This window comes from Candidatus Pelagibacter bacterium nBUS_28 (genome assembly GCF_051200915.1).
Classification (GTDB): Bacteria; Pseudomonadota; Alphaproteobacteria; order Pelagibacterales; family Pelagibacteraceae; genus Pelagibacter.
This window is the reverse complement of sequence record NZ_CP172844.1, coordinates 762,671-783,821: the sequence shown is the minus strand read 5'-3', so window position 1 is coordinate 783,821 and position 21,151 is coordinate 762,671. Positions and strand designations below refer to the sequence as shown.

22 protein-coding genes and 1 tRNA gene are annotated in these 21,151 nt (G+C 29.7%); 13 read left to right on the top strand and 10 right to left on the bottom strand.

What is annotated here, in order from left to right; all coding sequences use genetic code 11:
- Nucleotides 1-78: 78 nt before the first annotated feature.
- The gene (locus ACIJYC_RS04220; protein WP_435164710.1) at nucleotides 79-1,023 is read right to left on the bottom strand and encodes a tyrosine-type recombinase/integrase; all 945 of its coding nucleotides are present in this window, start codon (nucleotides 1,021-1,023) and stop codon (nucleotides 79-81) included.
- Between the two features lie 75 nt (nucleotides 1,024-1,098).
- On the opposite strand from ACIJYC_RS04220, the gene ACIJYC_RS04215 reads away from it, so the two are divergent.
- A tRNA-Met gene (locus tag ACIJYC_RS04215) sits at nucleotides 1,099-1,175 on the top strand.
- Between the two features lies 1 nt (nucleotide 1,176).
- On the opposite strand, the gene ACIJYC_RS04210 is transcribed toward ACIJYC_RS04215, so the two are convergent.
- Nucleotides 1,177-1,704, bottom strand: a complete 528-nt coding sequence (locus ACIJYC_RS04210) for an adenine phosphoribosyltransferase (protein WP_435164707.1) — start codon at nucleotides 1,702-1,704, stop codon at nucleotides 1,177-1,179.
- 40 nt (nucleotides 1,705-1,744) lie between these two features.
- Nucleotides 1,745-3,838, bottom strand: a complete 2,094-nt coding sequence (locus ACIJYC_RS04205; RefSeq protein ID WP_435164704.1) for a tetratricopeptide repeat protein — start codon at nucleotides 3,836-3,838, stop codon at nucleotides 1,745-1,747.
- Nucleotides 3,839-3,900: 62 nt separating this feature from the next.
- Between ACIJYC_RS04205 and ACIJYC_RS04200 the strand changes: the two genes are divergently transcribed.
- Together ACIJYC_RS04200 and mtnA are read left to right on the top strand one after the other, a co-directional pair.
- On the top strand, nucleotides 3,901-4,773 hold the full coding sequence (locus tag ACIJYC_RS04200; RefSeq protein WP_435164702.1) for an S-methyl-5'-thioadenosine phosphorylase: 873 nt from the start codon (nucleotides 3,901-3,903) through the stop codon (nucleotides 4,771-4,773).
- A complete protein-coding gene (gene mtnA / locus ACIJYC_RS04195; protein ID WP_435164699.1) occupies nucleotides 4,770-5,843 on the top strand; it encodes an S-methyl-5-thioribose-1-phosphate isomerase in 1,074 nt (357 codons plus the stop codon). Before ACIJYC_RS04200 ends, mtnA begins: the two co-directional genes overlap by 4 nt.
- Here mtnA and ACIJYC_RS04190 read toward each other — a convergent pair.
- The gene (locus ACIJYC_RS04190; protein ID WP_435164696.1) at nucleotides 5,833-6,936 is read right to left on the bottom strand and encodes a DUF1015 family protein; all 1,104 of its coding nucleotides are present in this window, start codon (nucleotides 6,934-6,936) and stop codon (nucleotides 5,833-5,835) included. The genes mtnA and ACIJYC_RS04190 overlap by 11 nt on opposite strands.
- A gap of 9 nt (nucleotides 6,937-6,945) precedes the next feature.
- Nucleotides 6,946-8,307: a TrpB-like pyridoxal phosphate-dependent enzyme gene (locus ACIJYC_RS04185; protein WP_435098079.1), complete on the bottom strand. Its 1,362-nt coding sequence runs from the start codon at nucleotides 8,305-8,307 to the stop codon at nucleotides 6,946-6,948.
- Nucleotides 8,308-8,360: 53 nt separating this feature from the next.
- Between ACIJYC_RS04185 and ACIJYC_RS04180 the strand changes: the two genes are divergently transcribed.
- Genes ACIJYC_RS04180 through ACIJYC_RS04155 form a run of 6 tightly spaced genes read left to right on the top strand, consistent with a single transcriptional unit; the run spans nucleotide 8,361 to nucleotide 13,156 of the window.
- A complete protein-coding gene (locus ACIJYC_RS04180) occupies nucleotides 8,361-8,993 on the top strand; it encodes a class II aldolase/adducin family protein (protein ID WP_435164693.1) in 633 nt (210 codons plus the stop codon).
- 3 nt (nucleotides 8,994-8,996) lie between these two features.
- Nucleotides 8,997-10,037 (top strand): adenosylmethionine decarboxylase, encoded by a 1,041-nt coding sequence (gene speD / locus ACIJYC_RS04175; RefSeq protein WP_435164691.1) that lies wholly within the window; start codon nucleotides 8,997-8,999, stop codon nucleotides 10,035-10,037.
- Nucleotides 10,038-10,096: 59 nt separating this feature from the next.
- A complete protein-coding gene (locus ACIJYC_RS04170; protein WP_435164688.1) occupies nucleotides 10,097-10,948 on the top strand; it encodes a transporter substrate-binding domain-containing protein in 852 nt (283 codons plus the stop codon).
- A gap of 44 nt (nucleotides 10,949-10,992) precedes the next feature.
- Nucleotides 10,993-11,685: an ABC transporter permease gene (locus ACIJYC_RS04165; RefSeq protein WP_435098088.1), complete on the top strand. Its 693-nt coding sequence runs from the start codon at nucleotides 10,993-10,995 to the stop codon at nucleotides 11,683-11,685.
- Nucleotides 11,685-12,359: an ABC transporter permease gene (locus ACIJYC_RS04160; RefSeq protein ID WP_435088861.1), complete on the top strand. Its 675-nt coding sequence runs from the start codon at nucleotides 11,685-11,687 to the stop codon at nucleotides 12,357-12,359. Before ACIJYC_RS04165 ends, ACIJYC_RS04160 begins: the two co-directional genes overlap by 1 nt.
- An 8-nt stretch (nucleotides 12,360-12,367) precedes the next feature.
- A complete protein-coding gene (locus ACIJYC_RS04155) occupies nucleotides 12,368-13,156 on the top strand; it encodes a phytanoyl-CoA dioxygenase family protein (protein WP_435164685.1) in 789 nt (262 codons plus the stop codon).
- Here the strand turns inward: ACIJYC_RS04155 and ACIJYC_RS04150 are convergent.
- Entirely contained in the window at nucleotides 13,146-13,535 is a 390-nt protein-coding gene (locus ACIJYC_RS04150) for a DUF6165 family protein (RefSeq protein WP_435088863.1), read from the bottom strand. The genes ACIJYC_RS04155 and ACIJYC_RS04150 overlap by 11 nt on opposite strands.
- 32 nt (nucleotides 13,536-13,567) lie before the next feature.
- Between ACIJYC_RS04150 and ACIJYC_RS04145 the strand changes: the two genes are divergently transcribed.
- Nucleotides 13,568-14,509 carry a glycosyltransferase family 9 protein gene (locus ACIJYC_RS04145; protein ID WP_435164683.1) on the top strand — a complete coding sequence of 314 codons (942 nt, stop codon included), beginning with the start codon at nucleotides 13,568-13,570 and terminating at the stop codon, nucleotides 14,507-14,509.
- Here the strand turns inward: ACIJYC_RS04145 and ACIJYC_RS04140 are convergent.
- Both ACIJYC_RS04140 and ACIJYC_RS04135 read right to left on the bottom strand, forming a co-directional pair.
- Entirely contained in the window at nucleotides 14,499-15,551 is a 1,053-nt protein-coding gene (locus ACIJYC_RS04140) for an AbrB family transcriptional regulator (protein WP_435164680.1), read from the bottom strand. The two genes, ACIJYC_RS04145 and ACIJYC_RS04140, sit on opposite strands and share 11 nt — an antisense overlap.
- Entirely contained in the window at nucleotides 15,551-16,249 is a 699-nt protein-coding gene (locus ACIJYC_RS04135; protein ID WP_435164677.1) for an IclR family transcriptional regulator, read from the bottom strand. The genes ACIJYC_RS04140 and ACIJYC_RS04135 overlap by 1 nt, the downstream gene beginning before the upstream one ends.
- Nucleotides 16,250-16,366: 117 nt before the next feature.
- On the opposite strand from ACIJYC_RS04135, the gene ACIJYC_RS04130 reads away from it, so the two are divergent.
- From ACIJYC_RS04130 to ACIJYC_RS04120, 3 genes are read left to right on the top strand one after another with little or no spacing between them, the layout of a single operon-like run.
- Nucleotides 16,367-17,347, top strand: coding sequence for a tripartite tricarboxylate transporter substrate binding protein (locus ACIJYC_RS04130; protein WP_435164675.1), 981 nt, complete (start codon nucleotides 16,367-16,369; stop codon nucleotides 17,345-17,347).
- Nucleotides 17,348-17,374: 27 nt separating this feature from the next.
- Nucleotides 17,375-17,845: a tripartite tricarboxylate transporter TctB family protein gene (locus ACIJYC_RS04125; protein ID WP_435164672.1), complete on the top strand. Its 471-nt coding sequence runs from the start codon at nucleotides 17,375-17,377 to the stop codon at nucleotides 17,843-17,845.
- Nucleotides 17,842-19,341, top strand: coding sequence for a tripartite tricarboxylate transporter permease (locus ACIJYC_RS04120; protein ID WP_435164670.1), 1,500 nt, complete (start codon nucleotides 17,842-17,844; stop codon nucleotides 19,339-19,341). The genes ACIJYC_RS04125 and ACIJYC_RS04120 overlap by 4 nt, the downstream gene beginning before the upstream one ends.
- On the opposite strand, the gene ACIJYC_RS04115 is transcribed toward ACIJYC_RS04120, so the two are convergent.
- Together ACIJYC_RS04115 and ACIJYC_RS04110 are read right to left on the bottom strand one after the other, a co-directional pair.
- Nucleotides 19,338-20,225: a DMT family transporter gene (locus tag ACIJYC_RS04115; protein WP_435164668.1), complete on the bottom strand. Its 888-nt coding sequence runs from the start codon at nucleotides 20,223-20,225 to the stop codon at nucleotides 19,338-19,340. The genes ACIJYC_RS04120 and ACIJYC_RS04115 overlap by 4 nt on opposite strands.
- 59 nt (nucleotides 20,226-20,284) lie before the next feature.
- Complete coding sequence (locus ACIJYC_RS04110; RefSeq protein ID WP_435164665.1) at nucleotides 20,285-21,148, bottom strand: DMT family transporter; 864 nt, start codon at nucleotides 21,146-21,148, stop codon at nucleotides 20,285-20,287.
- Nucleotides 21,149-21,151: the final 3 nt, after the last annotated feature.

Genomic DNA, 21,151 nt, shown 5'->3' with positions numbered 1-21,151 from the left:
CATTCAGTTATTACCAATTTTATATAAGCAACATATACATACCCCTATACCCCCCCCATGGAGCATATGTACCTCTTATTAATTAAGTTTATTAATTAGATTGTTAATCTTAAGGTGAGTATATCTCATTAGTTGCCTAACGTCCTTATGACCTGAAATTAAACTAACTTCAGGGATAGATAATCCTTTTTCAAAGAACCTTGATATTGCTTCATGCCTTAAGTCATGGAAATGTAAATCAACAATACCAGCTCTCTTAGTCATCCTATACCAATTAAGTCTTACAGCATTTGAACTAATAGAGTAGGGAAGAATTGATTTGTTTATTATCTCTTTTACTTTTGTAGTTAGGGGTATTTTTCTAGGGCTATTGTTTTTAGTATCAGATAAATAAATACAGTTATCCTTAATGTCATCATTAGTAATAGATAGTATTTCACTTCTTCTCATGCCAGTTTCAATTGCAAGCTCAATGATGTTGTTCATGTTTCTGTTTTTAAATTGATGGTTAAGAATATATTTAGTTTCATTATCATTTAACCTTCGCTCTCTTGGGGGATTACATCTGGGCTTTTGAATATTAGATAGTGGATTATGGGGTATAGGATAACACCACTGTTTGATTGCAGTATTGTATATATGATGAAGCAACACTAAATCATAAGCACAAGTTCTATTCCCATCCTTAATTCTTCTTTGTTTAAACTCTAAGAAATCTCTAGTCTTTAATTGGTAAACCTTTTGATTAACCATAGGTTCTTTCAACAATCTCTTTAGTCTTTGTGTTTCAACAATATGACCTTTCTTGAGCTGTGTTACTTCATCAATGTACTTATTGATTAAATCTTTGAGAGATATTTTTTTGTTAAGTGATTGTAATTCAGCTCCTAATAATATTTTGTTTTCATTAAAGACAGCCCATCTTCTAGCATCAGTTAAATTATTAAATGATTTAGTGATTTTTTGTCCTTGAACTCTGACTTGAACTTGGTATTTATTACTTCGTTTTCTTATTGTTGACATTAGGTCTCCTAAGTTTATGACAGGCTGTGACAGACTTGTGACAACAAGATAAAGACGATATAAATAATTAAGAATGGCGGGGTAGCTCAGTCGGTCAGAGCGCAGGACTCATAAGCCTGAGGTCAGTGGTTCGATCCCACTTCCCGCTACCAATTAATGTCCAGGAAAATCAATTAGATTTTCAACATTATAATTGTTTTTCACTAAATTATCAGATCCACCTAAATCAAATAAGTTAATTACAAACACAAATGCAGAAACTTTAGCTTTAGATATTTCAACTAGTTTAGCTGCTGCTTCTGCAGTGCCTCCGGTTGCAATTAAGTCATCTATAATTAGTACACTATCATTTTCATCTAAAGAGTCTTTATGCACCTCGATTGTTGCTGTTCCATACTCAAGTTCAAAATTAACTGAGTGAACATCTGCAGGTAATTTATTTTTTTTTCTCAGCATTATAAATGGCTTTTTTAAAATATAAGAAACTGCTGATGCAAATACAAAGCCACGAGATTCTATTGCTGCAATTTTTGTAAAACTGTAATTTTTTGATCTTTCAACAATTTGATTAATAGTTTCTGAAAAAACTTTTTCATCTTTAATTAATGTAGTTATATCTCTAAATAAAATACCTTTTTTTGGGTAATCAGGAATTGATCTAATAAAATCTTTTATATTCATTGGCATTTTTTTAACAATTTTTTATCATAATTTTTTTTGATTAACTAAATCTATTAACTATAATATCTTTAGGTTTTTCCCCATTTAAATAAAGTTCATGAGCTTTACTCAAACCAAATTCAAAATCACGAGTATATTTTTGAGTATTAAAAAGTGGTTTATTATTTTTATTTCTTTTCAGTTTTTCTTTAATCTCTTTTAATTTTATTGGTTGAGAGGCATAATTTAATATTAATTTTTCATATTCTCCATCAGTATAAGTTATTAACTCATTTAGATCTAAAGCTGATAATAAACTAGAAGCAACACGTGCAGCAAATTGACTTCCTTGTTTTGTAATAATTGGCAATCCTGCCAACAAAGCATCGCTACCTGTTGTATGGGCATTATAATTAAATGTATCTAAAAAAATATCTGCATGTCTTTGTCTTTCTATGTGTTCAAGATGTGGAAGACTATTTGCAAAAATAATTCTAGATGAATTAATATTATATAGTTCTGCTTGTTTAAAAATATTATTTTTAGCCCATTTGTTTGAATTAAAAAGCCACAAAACACTTTTATCAATTTTTTTTAATATTTTCATCCAAATATTGAATTCATTTATTCCAATTTTATAATTTTGATTGAAACAGCAAAATACAACCCCTTCTTTTGGCAAACCATGATCAGATTTTGTTGTATTCAATTCTGGAACTATAATTTCATTATCATTAGGTTGATACGAATTAGGCATATAAATAATTTTTTCTGAGTAAAATTTTTTTTGATCTTGAGGAACTAAAATATGATCTGCAATGATATAATCAAAATATTCTGCACCTATTGTACCTGGATATCCAAGATAATTTATTTGTGTTGGAGCAATTCTATTTTTGAAAATTCCAAGTCTATTATTTTTTGTATAACCCATGAGATCAACCGCTATATCTAAATTATCTTTTTTGGATAGTTCTGAAATTTCTTGAAATGCTAGATTTGTAATATCGGTAAATTTGTCTACATTGTTTTTTAATAAATTGTGCCATTTTAACGATTCATCTTTTCCAAAACTATACAAAAAAAACTCAAATTTTTTTTTATCATATTCACGAAATAAACCTGAAATTAAATACATAACTGCATGATCACGAAAATCAGCACTAAAAAAACCCACTCTAAGCTTACTCGATAGATTTTGATCTTTTTTTAAAATATTATTTTGTTTTGATTTGAAATTTTCTTTAATATAATTTTTAGATCGAAGATAATGATGTTCTGCATTATCTTCCCATGATAATAATGAAAATGGTTGAATAGGTTTTGTTAAAATTCCAAGACGAGACGAAGAGTGTATTAACTTATCATTAATATTAAAATCACACATATGCTTTAACAAATCAAGCATACTACTCTCAACACTAGCATAATCAGGTTTTATCATTAAAGATTTTTTATATTCTTTTAATGCTTCATCAAATTTACCTAATTTTTGGAAACATAAACCCAGGTTATAATGTGCTTCGGGATAGTCTTTTTTATACGTTAATGCTTGTTCAGAGGCTGTTACTGCTTCTTTAATTTTATCCAACCTAAGAAGAACAATACCTAAATTATTATAAGCTTCAGGATTTTCTTTATTAAATTTAATAGCTTGTTTATAGCAGTCTTCGGCTTCAATAATTTTACCTTGTCTTACAAGACTGTTTCCTAAATTATTGTATACAGGCGAATAATCTGGTTTAATTTTAATTATCTTTTTAAAACTTATTTCTGCTTTATCGTATTCTTTTTTAAGATGGTAAATTGATCCTAAATTATGATGTGCGGCTATATAATTTGGTTCTAATCTGATAGCTTCCTCATACCATTGTTTAGCCTCATCATAATTTTTTTCTTCTTGATAAACAAAACCTAAATTGTTGTGAACCTCAGCATCATTAGGATTTAATTTGAGTGATTTTTTATTTGCACTTATTGACTCTGAAATTTTACCATTTTCCTTAAAAATTATTCCTAATGCTTTCCAAATAAAAGGATCTACTGGAAATTCTTTAGAAAGCATAATTGCATATTTTTCTGCTTCATTAAACTGTTTATCACTAAAATATTTTAGTAAAGTATTAATTTGATTTTGAGATAAATTTTTATTCAATTTTAGTATTTTTAAAATAAGTAGTAATAATCTAATCTATATAAATATATATTTTAATTATTATGAAAACAAATAAATTAGCAATAATTGGTGGAAGTGGTCTTTATGATGTTGAAGAGTTTAAAGACAGAGAATTACTTGATTTAAATACTCCTTGGGGAAAACCATCAGATAAAATCTTAAAAACAAAGTACAATAATAAAGAAGTTTATTTTTTACCAAGACATGGAAGAGGACATTTTATTTCTCCATCTAATATTAATTTTAGAGCAAATATTGATGCACTTAAACAATTAGGGGTATCAGATATTGTCTCTGTTTCTGCAGTAGGGTCACTTAAAGAAGATCTACCACCAGGTAAATTTGTTATTGTAGATCAATTTATTGATAGAACTTTTGCAAGAACTAAAACTTTTTTTGATGATGAGATTGTTGCACATGTTTCAATGGCTCACCCAACATCAAACGGATTGATGAATGCTTGTGAAGAAGCTATAAAAAAATCAAACATAGATTATAAAAGAAATGGAACTTATGTTGTAATGGAAGGGCCTCAATTTTCAACACTTGCTGAGTCAAATTTATACAGATCATGGAAAGCAGATGTTATTGGTATGACTAATATGCCTGAAGCAAAACTCGCTAGAGAGGCTGAAATTAGATACGCATCTGTTTCAATGGTGACTGATTTTGATTGTTGGCATCCTGACCATGAAAATGTCGATGTTAAGCAAGTTATTAAAGTTCTTTTAGGCAATGCTGAAAAAGCTAAGGTGATGATTAAAAATTTAATTGATAATTTTGAGAATTATATTGATCCAAAAGATCCAACAAATAATTGCTTAGATGTTGCAATAATTACAGTTCCAGAAAAAAGAACTCAAAAGACGATAGATAAACTTAAATCTGTAGCTGGTAGAGTTTTATCTCAATGAAAATAGAGGGAAAAAAGTATAGAACAATTTGGTTTGACAGTGGTGTAGTAAAGATAATTGACCAAACAAAGCTTCCACATAAATTTATAATTAAAGATCTCAAATCAGTCAAAGATGCAATAAATGCTATTAAAATTATGGAGGTGAGAGGGGCACCTTTAATTGGTGGAACTGCTGCCTATGGAGTAGTTTTAGCAATCCAGGAAAATAATAATCCTGAATTTATAAATAAAAGTGCAGAACAACTAATTCAATCAAGACCTACAGCAATTAATTTGAAATGGGCAGTAGATCGTATGATGAAAAAATTATTAGGGATTGATAGTGACAAAACCTTAGATGTTGCTTTAAATGAAGCTAAAGAAATATGTGATGAAGATGAAAAGTTTTGTGAAAATATAGGTATCAATGGATTAAAAATAATTGAGGAAATTTATAATAGGAAGAAAGATACAGTTAATATTTTGACTCATTGTAATGCTGGATGGTTAGCAACTATTAATTGGGGAACAGCTACTTCTCCCATATATCATGCACATAAAAAAGGCATTCCAGTTCATGTATGGGTAGATGAGACAAGACCAAGAAACCAAGGTGCAAATTTAACTTCTTATGAATTAAATGAGGAAGAAATACCAAATACTATAATTGCTGACAATACAGGTGGAATTTTAATGCAAAGAGGAGAGGTGGATATGTGTATTGTAGGGACTGATAGAACTTTGTCTAATGGAGATGTTTGTAATAAAATTGGAACTTATCTAAAAGCATTAGCAGCTTATGATAATAATGTGCCTTTTTATGTAGCATTACCAAGTTCAACTATCGATTGGGAAATTAAAGAAGGTAAAAATATCCCAATTGAAGAAAGAAATTCAGAAGAGCTGTCTCATGTTGAGGGAGTGGATGAAAATAATGAGATCAAAAAAGTTTTAATTTACCCTAAAAAAAGTAAAGCAATGAATCTTGCCTTTGATGTTACTCCAGCAAAGTATGTAACAGGTTTGATAACAGAAAAAGGTATTTCTGAAGCATCATCTAATGGTCTAAAAGAATTATTTAAGAAATAATTCTGGAAGAAATTAATCCATCAAGTGGTTTTGGGTGAAACCACGTAGACTTTTGTGGCATATATTTTTTCTTTTTTGCAAAGGATAAAACTTGTGAAATATTTGTAGGATATAACCTAAATGCTAAATTATACTTTTTAGAATTTACAAAATTTTCCAAGGCTTTTTTACCTTTAAATCCTGATACGAAATCAATATTTTTTTTATTTTTCAGGATTTTATCTAATATTAATTTTCTTAATATTGTTACATCTAATTCTTTTGATTGTTTTAAAGGCTTAATTGTATACCATTTTTTATTTGCATACATTTCAATTTGGTTATTTTTAAGTTTCTTATTCATTTTAGATATTTTTAAAGAAAAGTGTTTTGAAATTATTTCCTTAATTTTCTCAAATTTTAGGTTGGTTTTTACAACTCTATTGTAATCCAATATGTTTACTTGGCTATCTGGAAAAGCAATTATCATAGGAGCAATTTTTTTTTTACTTTTTAACATTGCTTGAATTCGATGATGTCCATCACATATATATATTTTTTTTATATTTTTTAGATAATTTTTAAGTAATCTTACTTTATTTAATTTATTAACAACCCAAAGTTCATGCCTACACTTATCTTTGGATTTAAAATTATAATCTGATTTAAATCTAAAAATATTCTTTAATTTTTTTAACGAATTTGGAGTACTCTTGTATGTAGTATAAATAGGGCTTATTTGACTATTGAATTTTAATAATTGCTCTTTTCTTTTTTTAATTCTTTCAACAAAAGTTTCTTCATGACCTAATATTTTTTTGTCATCATAATTATCTAAATTTATTTTTCCAACTATCCCAAGTAACTTCTTATTATTGTATGTAATTCTATATAAATAGAAATGATTTGATGCATCTTGCTGAATAATGCCTTTATCTTTAAGACTTTTAAGAATTTTTTTTGATTTATTGATTTTGGAAGTATTTAATAAATTTAGAAAGTTTAATTTTTTATTTGGTTTATAATTATCAATATAACTAACGTTTGGAGAAGTAACTTCTTTTGCAAACTTTTTTTTAGGTCTTATTCCGCTAAATGGTTTTATGAGACTCAATTTTTTAAATTAAGCAATTTTTGGCAATTCTTCTAAAGCTTTATCAACACTTGCTTGGTCAAATTTATCTTCAGCTAAGTTTCCTTCGAAGAAATCACCGTAAGCCTTCATATCAAAGTGACCATGCCCACAGAGATTAAATAGTATTGATTTAGACTCACCATTCTTTTTGCACTCTAATGCTGCATCAATTGCACCTTTGACTGCATGAGTAGCTTCAGGAGCAGGAACAATTCCTTCTGTTCTTGCAAAGTTAACGCCTGCTTCAAAACATTCTTTTTGACCATATGCTTTTGCTTCTATTGCATTAAGCTCTTTAAGATGGCTAACCATTGGTGCCATAGCGTGGTATCTTAATCCTCCAGAGTGTGTTGCTGGTGGAATAAACTGTGATCCTAAAGTATGTGTTTTCATTAGTGGTGTTAATCTTCCTGTATCACCAAAGTCATAAACAAATTTACCTTTTGTAAGTGAAGGACATGATTTTGGTTCACATGCAATTACTCTTGTTTTTGTTCCTTCTCTAAAATTTTTACCTAAAAATGGAAAAACTAATCCTGCAAAGTTGCTACCACCACCTGTACATCCAACTAAAATATCAGGATAGTCATCAGCCATTTCCATTTGAAGTAATGTTTCATTTCCAACGATAGTTTGATGCATCAACACATGATTTAACACACTGCCAAGCGCATATTTTGTATCAGGATTTTTTGCTGCCATTTCAACAGCTTCTGAAATAGCTATTCCTAAACTACCAGAGCTATCTGGAAATTTCGCTAATATAGCTTTTCCACTATCAGTTTCTTCTGATGGACTTGCAACACATCTTGCTCCATATGTTTGCATTACTAATTTTCTATATGGTTTTTGTTCAAAACTTACTTTAACCATATAAACATCTAACTCTATTCCAAATAACTTACATGCAAAAGCAAGTGAGGTTCCCCACTGTCCTGCACCTGTTTCAGTAGTTATTTTTTTTGTACCTTCTTCTTTATTATAAAAAGCTTGTGCAACCGCTGTATTTGGTTTGTGACTTCCTGACGGGCTTACTCCTTCATATTTGTAATAGATTCTTGCAGGAGTATCTAAATGTTTTTCTAATCTTCTTGCTCTGTAAAGTGGAGAAGGTCTCCATTGTTTATAAATATCTCTTACCGGCTCAGGAATTTCAATTTCTCTTTCTTGAGAAACTTCTTGCCCGATTAGAGCCATTGGAAATAATGGTGCTAAATCATCTGGTCCTATTGGTTTTAAAGTGCCAGGATGTAAAACTGGATCCAAGGGTTTTGGAAGATCTGCAGCTATATTATACCAAGTCTTTGGCATTTTACTTTCTTCAAGAAAATATTTAATTGTATCAGTCATTTTTTTCTTCATGTAGTCTGATCTTAAATTAAGTTAAAATCAAGTTTTTTTTAATGAAGAAAATTAAGGCTGAAATAATCAAATATTCCAAAATGCTTAACAGCAGAAAGCTATCTGCTCTTAGATCTGGCAACATATCAGTAAGATACAATGATGGTTTCTTAATCACTCCCTCTGGAAAAAAGTATTCATCATTAAAAGGTAGCGATATAGTTTTTGTTTCACTTAAAGGAAATTTTGATAAAAAAAAAGGAATTCCTTCTTCAGAATGGAAATTCCATCAAGATATTTATTTAAATAAAAAAGAGGCTAAAGCTGTAGTTCACGCTCATTCAACTAATGCAACGGCTGTTGCTACTCACAAGAAAAGCATTCCATCTTTTCATTACATGGTTGCTATGGCAGGAGGTCACGATATTAAATGTGCAAAATATGCAACTTATGGAACAAGAGAATTATCTAAAAATATTTTAAAAGCTTTAAAGGGCAGAAAAGCTTGTTTAATCAGCAATCACGGTCAGATTGCATTCGAAGAAAATTTACCAAAAGCTTTTGAGCTAGCTGAAGAGGTTGAAAATATATCACTTCAGTATATAACGAGCCTAAAATTGGGTAGGCCTAAAATTCTTTCGATAAAAGAAATGAAAAAAGTATTATCCAAAGCAAAAAACTATAAGAGAGGATAATTAATGACTAAAGTTGGAGAGCATATAACTCTAGACATTATTGGAACTATCAAAGAATACGATCCTTCTTTGTTTGAAAAAGTTATTAATGATATTGCAAAAGCAGCTGATGTAACAATTCTTAATATTTCTAAATATAAATTTGAGCCTCAAGGTTTTACAATTTTAGCATTATTAGCAGAAAGCCATATCAGTTTTCATACATTTCCCGAAAAAGGAATAATTAGTTTTGATTTTTTTACTTGTGGAAAAGTTAACCCATCAGTTGCAATTGATATAATAAAAAAAGAATTTGCTCATAAAAGAATTGTTAAAAAAGAATTTAATAGAGATACAAAATCTCTTTATCATGACATTTATAGTTCGCCAGGATTACAAAAATCATATGTAGTAAACGATGTTCTTGAAGATTTTAAATCAAAAGTCGGTCAACATATTGAAATTTTAGAATTAGAACAATTTGGTAAATCATTATTTATTGATGGAGAAATACAAGTCGCTGCAACTGATGAACATTTATACAGCTCAACTTTTGTAGGCGCTGGTCTTCATTTAAATAAAAACAACGAAAGAGCTGCAATCATTGGAGGTGGTGATGGTGGTGTTGCAAGAGAGTGCATTTCTAAAAATTTTAATTTTATAGACTGGTTTGAGCTTGATCCAGAAGTTGTGGACGTTTGTAGCAAACATCTTGGAGATATAGGCAACAAAGCTACAGAAAAAAATTCAGTGAAATGTGTGTGGGGTGATGCATTTAAAAGCATAACATCAGTTGAAGATGATACTTATGATCACATTTTCGTTGATCTTAATGACGATCAATTTTGCATAGATCTTGCTGCTAAAAATATGGACTCAATGATCAGAATATTAAAACCAAAAGGTGTGATTACTGCTCAGGTGGGCAGTCAAGATAAAAAACCTAAACAAGTTGATAATTGGCTAAATGTATTTAACCATCATTTTGGAAATACTAAATTATCTAGAGTTTATATACCTAGTTTTGATTGTTCTTGGAATTTCTCTTCATCAATAAACCATTAATTTTTCTTTTTTAATTTTTAAAATTGTGAAATACTTCTTCCAAATTAAAGGAGAAAATAATGAATATATTCAAAAAAACTATTTTAACAGTTCTTGCTTCTTTATTAGTTATCGGAAATGTTTACGCTGACAAAATAAAAATTGGAACTGAAGGTGCTTACCCACCATGGAACTCTAAAGATGCATCAGGCAATCTTATTGGTTTTGAGGTTGAGTTAGCAAACGAACTTTGTGCAATCATGAAACATGAGTGTACTATCGTTGAACAAGATTGGGATGGAATGATTCCAGCCTTATTGATGAGAAAGTTCGATGCAATTATGGCAGGTATGTCAATTACTGCTGAAAGACAAAAAACAATCACTTTTTCTCAAGGTTATGCTGATGAAGTAGCTTCGCTTGCAGTTATGAAAGGTTCTAGTCTAGAAGGTGTAGACACTCCTGAAGGTGTTAATTTAACTTTAGGTGGATCTGCTGTTAAAAAAGCTCTTAAAACTTTAACAGGTGCACTTGCTGGAAAAACTGTTTGTACTCAAACAGGAACTATTCACCAAAACTTTTTAGAGTCAGGTGATGTAGGAAGTGTTAATGTTAGAACTTACAAAACTCAAGATGAAGTAAATCTAGATTTAACATCTGGAAGATGCGATGTTGCATTAGCTCGAGCTGTTGCATTTACAGACTATGCTGACAAATCAGGAAAACCAGTTGTATTAGTTGGACCAACTTTTTCAGGTGGTGCATTTGGTAATGGTGTTGGTGTTGGTGTTAGACAAGGTGGAGATGATGCGATTGGAAAAAGAGACGCTAAACTTCTAAAAGACTTCAACAAAGCAATTGATAAAGCTAGAAAACAAGGAATTATTAGCAGACTTGCTATTAAGCACTTTGGTTTCGATGCTTCTATGTAATTAATTTCAGACTTGGCGACTATAATATATAGTCGCCAATCTATATGGAACTTCTCGCATTTGGCAAAACTGGTTGGGGTGATGAATTATTTTACGCAACCCTAATGACTATAGCTGTCTCTGTTACAGCGATGTTAATTGGTTTTATTTTTGCGTTAATTTTTACTCCATTAAAGTTATCTAAATATAAATCTTTAAATCTAATAGGAAATTTTTACACCACTGTTATCCGTGGTGTTCCAGAACTTCTAGTAATTTATCTATTCTTCTTTGGAGGCAGTGGAGCGATTATGTATGTGGCATCTATCTTTGGTTATTTTGAATACATAGAAATTAATGCATTTATTACGGGCTCGATGGCAATTGGTATAATTTCTGGTGCATACTCAACCGAAGTATTTAGAGGTGCTATTCAATCAATAGACAAGGGTCAGTTCGAAGCAGCTAAAGTTTTGGGTGTAGGTAAATTTGCGCAGTTCTATAAAATAATATTACCTCAAATGTTAAGACTAGCCATTCCAAATTTAAGTAATGTTTGGCAAATTACTTTAAAGGATACCTCTCTTATTTCAGTCACAGGACTAGTTGAAATTATGAGACAATCTTATATTGCAGCAGGATCTACTAGAGATCCATTATTTTTTTATTCTTTTGCTGCAGTTTTGTATTTATTATTAACTTATTTGAGTATGAAACTAATCAATAGATTAGAAGCAAAGTATAGCAGGGGGTATTAATGGATTTTGATTTAATGATCACTAGTCTACCTAAACTACTTAGTGCTACTTTAATTACACTGAAATTATTATCTGTATCTTTGATAGTTGGAATGTTTCTAGGTTTATTTTTTGCAATCTTGAGAATGAGTAAGAATATTTTTATCAATCAATTTGCATATGCGTATTCTTATGTATTTAGAGGAACACCTTTACTAGTTCAAATTTTTATTATCTATTTTGGCTTGGGTCAAATTGAGTATTTAAGATCAACATTTTTATGGGTGATTTTGAAAGAACCATATTGGTGTGCAATTATTGCTTTTGCATTAAATACAGGCGCTTATACGTCTGAAATTTTAAGATCAGCATTTCAAACTATTAAACCAGGCATTATTGAAGCTGGAAAAAGTTTAGGCATATCAAGTAAAATCATCTTTTATAAAATTCAAATTCCAATTGCTATCAGACAATCATTACCTGCTTATGGGAATGAGATAATATTAATGATGAAAGGGACATCGTTAGCAAGCACCGTAACCTTGATGGATTTAACAGGAGTTGCAAAATATATAATTTCAACAACTTTTAAACCTATAGAAGTATTTATTGTAGCAGGTGGAATTTATTTATTTATGACTTTTTTGATTCATAATTTAATAAAGTATTTAGAAAAAAAATATAGTTTCCAGTAAAATTTTAAATGCATCTTTCAAAAAAACAGATTGAAGATTACCAAAATCTTGGAGTTATAATTGTAAAAGACATTTTTAAAGAGTGGATTGAACCATTAAGAAAAGGATTTCAAAAAGTTTTAGATAACCCAAGTAAACATGGACGAGAGAATGTAGATGATAACAATGGTAGATTTTTTGAAGATTATTGTAATTGGGAAAGAATAAAAGAATTTAAAGATTGTATTTTTAATTCACCTGGAGCTCAGATTGTTACTGAAGCAACAAATTCTAAATCATCTCAAATTTTTCATGAACATATTTTTATTAAGGACCCTGGCACACATAAAGAAACACCTTGGCATCAAGATATGCCTTATTATTGTGTTGATGGAGGTGATACAGGAAGTTTCTGGATACCCTTAGATGAAGTTGATAAAGACAATAACCTTAAATTGATTTTAGGTTCTCATAAATGGCAAAAGTTAATTAGACCTACAAAATGGTCTAATAATAGATCTTGGTATCAAGACGATAACTCTTTTATGGATTTACCTCCATTAGAAAAATTTGAAAAAGATATTTTAATCCCAGAACTTAATTTAGGTGATGCAGTGTTGTTTAATTTTAAGACCGTACATGGCTCGACTGGAAATAACAGTTCTAAATCTCGAAGAGCATTTTCAATGAGATTTATTGCTGATGATGTTAGGTATATTGATAGAGGAGGACCCACGTCCCCACCATTTGATGAAATTAATTTAAAAACTGGTGATTTAATGCGTGAAGATTGGTTTCCTAAAATTTTTAGTAACTAGTATATTCTTTAATCTCTTTAATAATTGATCCAGTATGATTATTGATCTCAAGTTTAATTTTTGCTCGATCATCATTTAAAAAATGAACATCTCTAGATAATCTTATAAATTTATCACCAAAGTCTTTATTTTTTTCACAATCTCTTTTATCGTCTTCTATAACCCATAATCTTGCATTTATTTCTTTTAAATCATGGAATAGTTTTTCTAATTTTTCATCTGTTTTAACATTTTTTTCTAGCTGATCTTTTAGAATTGAATGTTCGTTAGATATAAATTTAAGTTTTTCAGGATCTTTAATTTTTTCTTTTTTAATTTCTAGGATGGAAATTTTGTCTAATAATTCACCAACTGATACTTCAACTAGAATTTTATTCATAAAAAAATATACTATGTTAAGTTGTTATTAATATGGCTAATATTTTAATCATTAAACATGGCTCTTTGGGTGATATAGCCCAAGCTTGTGGGGCAATTCAAGATATTTCTGAAAATCATAAAGATGATGAAGTTCATTTATTAACAACAAAGGCATATTTTGATTTATTTAAAAAAAATCCACATATTTCAAACGTTATATTGGACAAGAGATTACCAAAATATAATCTCATCTATTTATATTCGTTGATGAGAAATATTAAGAAATATAAATTCACCAAAGTTTATGATCTACAAAACTCTAGCAGAACAGCTTTTTATAAAAGAATATTATTTCCTAATTCTACAAAAGATACATGGTCATCTACCGAAACCACATTACCTGAAGGAACTACAAAAGAAGATTTTGATAAAGACTCAGTTTTATCTAGATTTGATTATCAATTAAAAAGTTCTGGAATTAATACCAGTCACACTTTAAGTCCTGATTTTTCATGGAGTCCATCAGATATATCTCAAATAAAAAATTACCATCAATTGGAAAAATATATTGTTCTTTTTCCTTTTTGCTCCCCTCATCTAATCTCTAAGAAATGGCCTTATTATAATGATTTAATTTCTATAATTAATGAAAAATTAGAAAATAAATTTAAAGTAGTTATTGCACCTGGACCTGGTGAAATTGAAGATGCATCAAGTATTAATGCAGTTTGTGTTTTAGATAATGGTAAAGCTTTAGACATATCTCAGCTATCATCATTGATTAAAGATAGCTCTTTTGTTGTGGCTAATGATACTGGACCTGCTCATATGACAGCCCATTTAGGGTCAAAAGGAATTGCATTGTTTGGATCTCACACAACTCCTTTTAAAGTTAGCATTGAAAGGGAAAACTTTAAAGCAATACAAGCTCCAGAGTTATCAAAATTATCTCCAGAAAAAGTTTTTGAAAGACTTTCTGAAACTATTTCTTAATTTTTTCTAATACTCTTAAAAATACAGGAACAGTGAAAAGTATAAAAAGTAATCTTATTATATGATGAAAAGCGACAAAGTCTGGATCTAGATCAAAAGCAATTGCTATCACTGCTACCTCATAAATTCCACCAGGACTAAAAGATAATATTAAAGTTAAAATATTTGTATCAACAAAAAAAGTTGCAACATAAGCTGCGAATAATCCCAAAGCCACCAATATAGTTGTTGCAACAATACTATGAAGTGAATTGTTAGCTATCTCTTTAACAGTTTTTTCTGCAAATCTACACCCAACGGAAGAACCAAGGATTAGTAGACAAAAATTTATAGTTTCATCTGGTAATTTATATGATGCTATATCTGTAATTTGTAACAAACCACAAGCAAATAATGTACCTGAGAGCAAAGCTGCTGGAACTCTAATTTTATCAAAAACAAAAATAAAAAATAACGATGCAAAAATAAGTAAAATTAAATTTAAGTGATTTTGACCTAAATAATTGAAGTCATCATTTAATAAAACATCGTTGCCAGTGTTATTTACTATAATAAATGGAATTACAGTTATTATGATTATCAATCTTATTAAGTGTGAAGTTGCAACTTGAGATAAATCTGTTTTTTCATTTTCAGCTAAAATCATTAGAGGACCTAATGCACCGGGAGCTGCTGAAAATATTGAAGCTTTTTCACCATAACTTGCAAATTTTTGAAGGTATTTAGCAACAATTAAAATACTAATTATTATATAGATTAGCATAATTAGTGAAGTCCAAATCCAATTACTTATTTGATTAAATAAATTTTGATCAATGTAATTTCCAATATGCAAACCTAAGATTATCAAGATAAAGCTTAATACAACTTTAGGCATGATAATTTTTAAACCTGATAATGCAGCAATTGATGTGACAATCATTGGGCCCAAAAACCAAGCTAGAGGAATATTAAAATAATCAGCAATAATTGCACTAGGAAAAGAAATAATTAAAACAGAAATAAATTTTATTGTGAAAATTTGATTGATTTGTTTTAACATTATTTACTTTGAATTAAATTCTTTTCAATTTTAACTTTAGAGGATCTAAGAACATTTAGAAAGCTAATACAGTTTTTTTTATTAAAATTAGAAATATGACCTGCAATAGTTAATGCACCAAGAATTTGATTTTTTTTTCTAAATATTGGAACTGAGATAGATGCCATTTCTGAATCTCTTTCTCCAAAAGTCATAGCATATCCATTTTTTAAAACATCATCCTTATCTTTGATTTCTAAATTATTATAAGCTGACAAGACATGACCACTTGAACCTTTGTTTATAGGTTTTTTACCTCCAATAACCTCTTGGTATCTTATTGATTTATTGGGTGAACTTGATTGGATACATACTCTTACATCATTTTGTCTAACAAAAAAACTTGCCGTCTCTCTTGTTTTGGATGATATGAAATCTAATTCAGCTTTAATAGAATTTTTTAAATTAAAACTACTCTCATAAATTTCAAATAATCTTGGGATTGTATGACCAATTTTAAATTCACCACTTTTTATTTTTCTAATGTATCCAAAATTTTCAAGTGATTTAGATATTCTTGAAATTCTACTTTTATGGTCTCCAGTAATATTAGCTATTTTGGTTATAGTTAAAGCTTCATTTTTTTCAGTGAAGCAATTTAGAATTTCCAAAGCTTTGTTTACTGCATCAACACCAATAACATTTTTGTTAGACTTCATAATAATTCTATTAAATAGAATAATATGTTCTGTCAGATAGTACAATAGTATTATTATTATTAGACATTTCTTTAAAATATTAATTAAGTAACAAAAAAACAAATAGAGGGAAAAATAATGAAAAACTTAAAAAAAATATTTTCAGTATTATTTTCAGTAATCCTATTATTCTCAGCAACTACAACTAGTTCAATTGCGATTGATAAAATTCATTTCGTAATCGGTGGTGGTGCTGGAGGTGGTTGGGATGGAACTGCTAGAGGTACTGGAGAAGCTTTAACAAAAGCTGGTATGTTAAAAAGTGCATCATTTGAAAATATGTCAGGTGGTGGTGGTGGTAAAGCATTAGCTTTCATGATTAATACTAAACCTGCAAATACAGTTTTAGTTCAATCTACACCATTAGTTTTAAGATCAATCACTAGACACAAAGGTTACGTGAGTGGAAGTGGTACTTTATCTTATAAAGATGTTGTGCCGATCGCTGGTGTAATAGGCGACTATGGTGCAATCGCTGTTGCAAAAAACTCACCTTACAAAAACTTTAAAGATGTAGTTGATGCATACAAAAAGAATCCAAGCTCTGTCAAAATGGCTGGTGGATCAGTAAGAGGAAGTATGGACCATTTAATTGGCGCTTTAGCTTTCCAAGCTGCTGGTGCTAATCCAAATGATGTAGCTTATATTCCTTATGATGCTGGTGGAAAAGCGTTAGCTGGACTTTTATCTGGAGAGACTCAAATTATTTCTACAGGTTTAGGTGAATTGATGGGTGCGAGAGACCAAGTAAGAATTATTGGTATTACTGCTCCTTCAAGAGTTTCTGATGCTCCAGATGCGCCAACTCTTAAAGAACAAGGTTATGACGTACAATTCGTTAACTGGAGAGGGTTTTTTGGTCCTCCAGGTATGAGCAGTGCAGATAAAAATGCAATTGCTACAATGCTAGGCGATGTACAAAAAACTTCTGAATGGGAAACTGTTAGAGCAAGAAATGCTTGGGTTAATATTTATAATCCGGGTGACAAGTTTGTTTCTTTCTTAGAAAAACAAACAGAAGAAATGACAGCTCTTATGAAGAAATTAGGAGTTATATAATCCTTAGGATTATTTAAAATTAGAGCAGTGAATATAAATACTACAAAAATTATATCACTGCTCTTTTTTATTTTTTCTGCATTTTATTTATATACAGCTTACCAAATTCAAGTTTTTGCATTTGATGAAAATGCACCGTTTAATGCCAGAACATTTCCAATTTATTTAGGTTATGCAGGATTATTTTTTTCAGGCCTTAAAGTAATTTTACCTGATCCAAACACAATTAAAGTTGAGCATAAAACTTTAGAGTACAAAAAAACTGCTATCTTAGTATTAATTGCAATAATTTATGGGGCTTTAATTCTAAAAGTTGGGTATTTTTTAACTACCTCTTTATTTCTAATGGCATCTTATTATTTTTTAGGTGAGAGAAGATGGGTGTTAATGTTTATACTTTCTTTTCCATTTGTTGCAGCATTTATGTATCTTTTACACGGTGTGCTTGACATTTACTTAAGAGATCCATTTCTTCAAATGTTAGGAGTGATGGGATGATAGAAGGAATTTTAATTGGATTAAAAACAGCTCTAACATTTCAAAATATATTTATGGTAATGATTGGTTGCTTCTTTGGAACAATCATTGGAATGCTTCCTGGTCTTGGACCAATGACTGCGATAGCTTTAATGATACCTATTACTTACGGTTTTGATCCAGCAACTGGCTTAATTTTAATGGCTGGTGTTTATTATGGAGCTGTATTTGGAGGATCTACTTCTTCAATATTATTAAATGCTCCAGGAGTTCCTGGAACGGTAGCAACTTCGTTTGATGGTTATCCAATGGCACAACAAGGTAAAGCTGGAAAAGCTTTGGCAATTGCTGCCTGGAGTTCTTTTGCAGGCGGAACACTTGCTGCAATTTACTTATTATTTATGGCACCTAGTTTATCAAAAGTAAGTTTATCTTTTAGATCACCTGATTACTTTGCCTTAATGATTTTAGGCTTAACCGCTATTGCTGCATTTTCATCCAAAGGACAATTTATTAAAGCGATGATGATGGTAGTGCTTGGTTTAATGTTAGCATCTGTTGGTCAAGATAGTTTATCTGACATTACAAGATTTACTTTTAATAATATGAACTTAACAGATGGAATAAGTTTTGTTCTTGTTGTTATGGCAACTTTTGCAATGAGTGAAGCACTCACTATTATTTTAAAACGTAACGATCCAACCGCAGCTGCAAAACAAGTATCTTTAACAGAACTTGGTTCAATTAAGATTAACAAAGAAGAAAGAACTAAAATGTTAAAAACCATTCCTCGAAATTCAATTATTGGCTTTTTAATCGGAGTATTACCTGGGGCGGGAGCAACTATTGCATCTTTCTTAGCATATGGAATGGAAAGAAATTTAGTAAGCGATGAAGAGAAAGAAAAATTTGGTAAAGGGAGTGTTCATGGATTAGCTGCACCTGAAACAGCAAATAATGCAGCATGTTCAGGAGCTTTTGTTCCATTACTAACTTTAGGAATACCAGGAAGTGGTACTACTGCTGTAATGTTAGGAGCTCTATTAGGATTTGGTATTCAACCTGGTCCAAGACTTTATGTAACTAATCCAGAAATTTTTTGGTCTGTTATAATGTCGATGTATATTGGAATGGTAATATTACTTATTCTGAATTTACCTTTAATTCCTTACATCGCTAGAATTTTAGCAATACCTAAAAATTATTTAATTCCACTTATTTTATTTTTTTCAATTACTGGAATTTACGTAATGTCATTTAATAATTTTGATATTTATGTAATGATTGGAATTGCTGTTGTTGCAACCTTTATGCGCTTATATGATTTTCCAATGCCCCCACTTATTCTAGCTTTTGTACTAGGAGGATTGATGGAGGAAAATTTAAGAAGATCTTTATTATTAAGTGATGGTTCTTGGACTTTTTTGTGGGATAGAACTCTTACAGCTTGTATATTAGCTACAACAATATTGATAGTGCTGTGGCACATTTACAAAACAATTACAAAAAAAAATTAAGATTTAATATCAACTCTTTTTCTTATTATATCTTTATCTAGCTTCATTTCTCTGTAAGAAATTATAAAGACACCGGTAAATATTATAAGAGCACCAATCCAAGTATAAAGATCTGGTATTTCATCAAATACAAAATAACCAATAATAGACGCAAAAACTAAATTTAAAAAAGAGTAGGGTTGTGTCATACTCACATCAACTAATTTAAATGCATGGTTAAGCGTTAAATGTAAAACTGTCCCACACATAGCCGCCAAGATTAAGTAGATAAATGTTTTTAAGCTGGGCATTTCCCAAAAAAATAAAACAATTAAGAAGCTAAGTAGGCTCATAAAAATAGATTGATAAGCTAGAATAGTAATTGCACTATCATCTTTAGAAATTTTTTTAGTTATAATTATATTAATTGACCAAAGTAATGCAGAAAATAAAACCATATAAACTCCAATAGATATATCTACAAAACCAGGTCGAATAATTATCAACATTCCACTAAAACCAAGTATAAGAGCTAAAGTTCTATAAATATAAATTTTCTCTCCTAAAAAAAATACTGCAAGTATTGTTACCATTAAAGGAACTACAAAAGATATCGCGGTAAGTTTTTCAATAGGAAGCAGTACTAAAGCTGAAAAATATACAAGCATTGCAGGTAAACCAAGTATTGCTCTTAAGAAATGTTGTTTAAGGTGAGTTGTTTTAAGTACAACATCTTTATTTTTAATTACGTATGGTAAAATTATTACTAACCCTAAAAAAAATCTAAAAAAACCAGCCACATAAACATTAACATCTTCTTGAGCTATCTTTAAAAAAGAAAGCATTACAGTTCCAAAAAAAACAGAAGTGATTATTAAAAAAATAGCTAATTTGTTATTGGACATTAATTAATTACTATAAGTATAACTGAAGTATAAACAATCTTAGTTAAAAACATCTTTAATCAATTTTTTGCTGATTGATTTAAAACAAAAATGCCCGAACAAGTAATAATTATCGCTCCAAAAATAGTAAACATATCGGGCACATCATTATAAAATACATAACCAAAAATTATTGCCCAAAAAATCAAGGTATAATGAAATGGCTGAATAATGCTTGCTCTTGCTTTACTTAAAGCAATTATTTGAAGATAAAGCCCTAATGAAAAAAATATCCCTATACCTAAAAACATTGCATACGAGGATATATCTACTGGAGACCAAAACTTAGAAGCCAACAATGACATAATTATTAATCCAATGATTGATGTATAAAATAAAGAAGTCTCATTTTTATCATGTTTAGAAACTTTTTTAGTAACGATTTGATAAAGTCCCAATATAAAAGCAGCAATCAATGGCAATAATGCTTTTGGATCAAAGATTGATGAAGTTGGTCTTAGAATAATTAAAACTCCAACAAAACCGATAAAAATTGCTACCCAAGTTTTAGGAGACACTTTTTCTTTTAAGATTATTGCTGATAGTGCCACCACTATTACTGGTGCCAGTGATCCAATACTATGAGCATTAGCTAATGATAAATATTTAAAAGATAATACAAAACATCCAGACTCTATTAATGATAATAAGCTTCTAAAGATCTGTAATTTAATATTTTTAGATTTATAAAATAAATAATTATTTTTTCTTTTAGACTCAATTAAACTCAAACATAAGACAAAAAAATATTTAACCAAAAGTAGCTGAAAAATAGAATGATGAAAAACCAAGGTTTTTTGAATAACATCTAAAATAGAAAAAGATAAATAAGCAAAGATTCCAAAAATTATTCCAATAGACTCTTTGGATTTAAAAAGATGCATAGA

Coding starts and splice junctions, on each gene's coding strand:
- ACIJYC_RS04145 (WP_435164683.1), top strand. CDS start 13,568: ATGGCTAATATTTTAATCATTAAACATGGCTCTTTGGGTGATATAGCC.
- ACIJYC_RS04185 (WP_435098079.1), bottom strand. CDS start 8,307: ATGACTGATACAATTAAATATTTTCTTGAAGAAAGTAAAATGCCAAAG.
- ACIJYC_RS04130 (WP_435164675.1), top strand. CDS start 16,367: ATGAAAAACTTAAAAAAAATATTTTCAGTATTATTTTCAGTAATCCTA.
- ACIJYC_RS04165 (WP_435098088.1), top strand. CDS start 10,993: ATGGAACTTCTCGCATTTGGCAAAACTGGTTGGGGTGATGAATTATTT.
- ACIJYC_RS04210 (WP_435164707.1), bottom strand. CDS start 1,704: ATGAATATAAAAGATTTTATTAGATCAATTCCTGATTACCCAAAAAAA.
- speD (WP_435164691.1), top strand. CDS start 8,997: ATGACTAAAGTTGGAGAGCATATAACTCTAGACATTATTGGAACTATC.
- ACIJYC_RS04115 (WP_435164668.1), bottom strand. CDS start 20,225: ATGTCCAATAACAAATTAGCTATTTTTTTAATAATCACTTCTGTTTTT.
- ACIJYC_RS04200 (WP_435164702.1), top strand. CDS start 3,901: ATGAAAACAAATAAATTAGCAATAATTGGTGGAAGTGGTCTTTATGAT.
- ACIJYC_RS04135 (WP_435164677.1), bottom strand. CDS start 16,249: ATGAAGTCTAACAAAAATGTTATTGGTGTTGATGCAGTAAACAAAGCT.
- ACIJYC_RS04120 (WP_435164670.1), top strand. CDS start 17,842: ATGATAGAAGGAATTTTAATTGGATTAAAAACAGCTCTAACATTTCAA.
- ACIJYC_RS04140 (WP_435164680.1), bottom strand. CDS start 15,551: ATGTTAAAACAAATCAATCAAATTTTCACAATAAAATTTATTTCTGTT.
- ACIJYC_RS04170 (WP_435164688.1), top strand. CDS start 10,097: ATGAATATATTCAAAAAAACTATTTTAACAGTTCTTGCTTCTTTATTA.
- ACIJYC_RS04160 (WP_435088861.1), top strand. CDS start 11,685: ATGGATTTTGATTTAATGATCACTAGTCTACCTAAACTACTTAGTGCT.
- ACIJYC_RS04150 (WP_435088863.1), bottom strand. CDS start 13,535: ATGAATAAAATTCTAGTTGAAGTATCAGTTGGTGAATTATTAGACAAA.
- mtnA (WP_435164699.1), top strand. CDS start 4,770: ATGAAAATAGAGGGAAAAAAGTATAGAACAATTTGGTTTGACAGTGGT.
- ACIJYC_RS04180 (WP_435164693.1), top strand. CDS start 8,361: ATGAAGAAAATTAAGGCTGAAATAATCAAATATTCCAAAATGCTTAAC.
- ACIJYC_RS04220 (WP_435164710.1), bottom strand. CDS start 1,023: ATGTCAACAATAAGAAAACGAAGTAATAAATACCAAGTTCAAGTCAGA.
- ACIJYC_RS04110 (WP_435164665.1), bottom strand. CDS start 21,148: ATGCATCTTTTTAAATCCAAAGAGTCTATTGGAATAATTTTTGGAATC.
- ACIJYC_RS04155 (WP_435164685.1), top strand. CDS start 12,368: ATGCATCTTTCAAAAAAACAGATTGAAGATTACCAAAATCTTGGAGTT.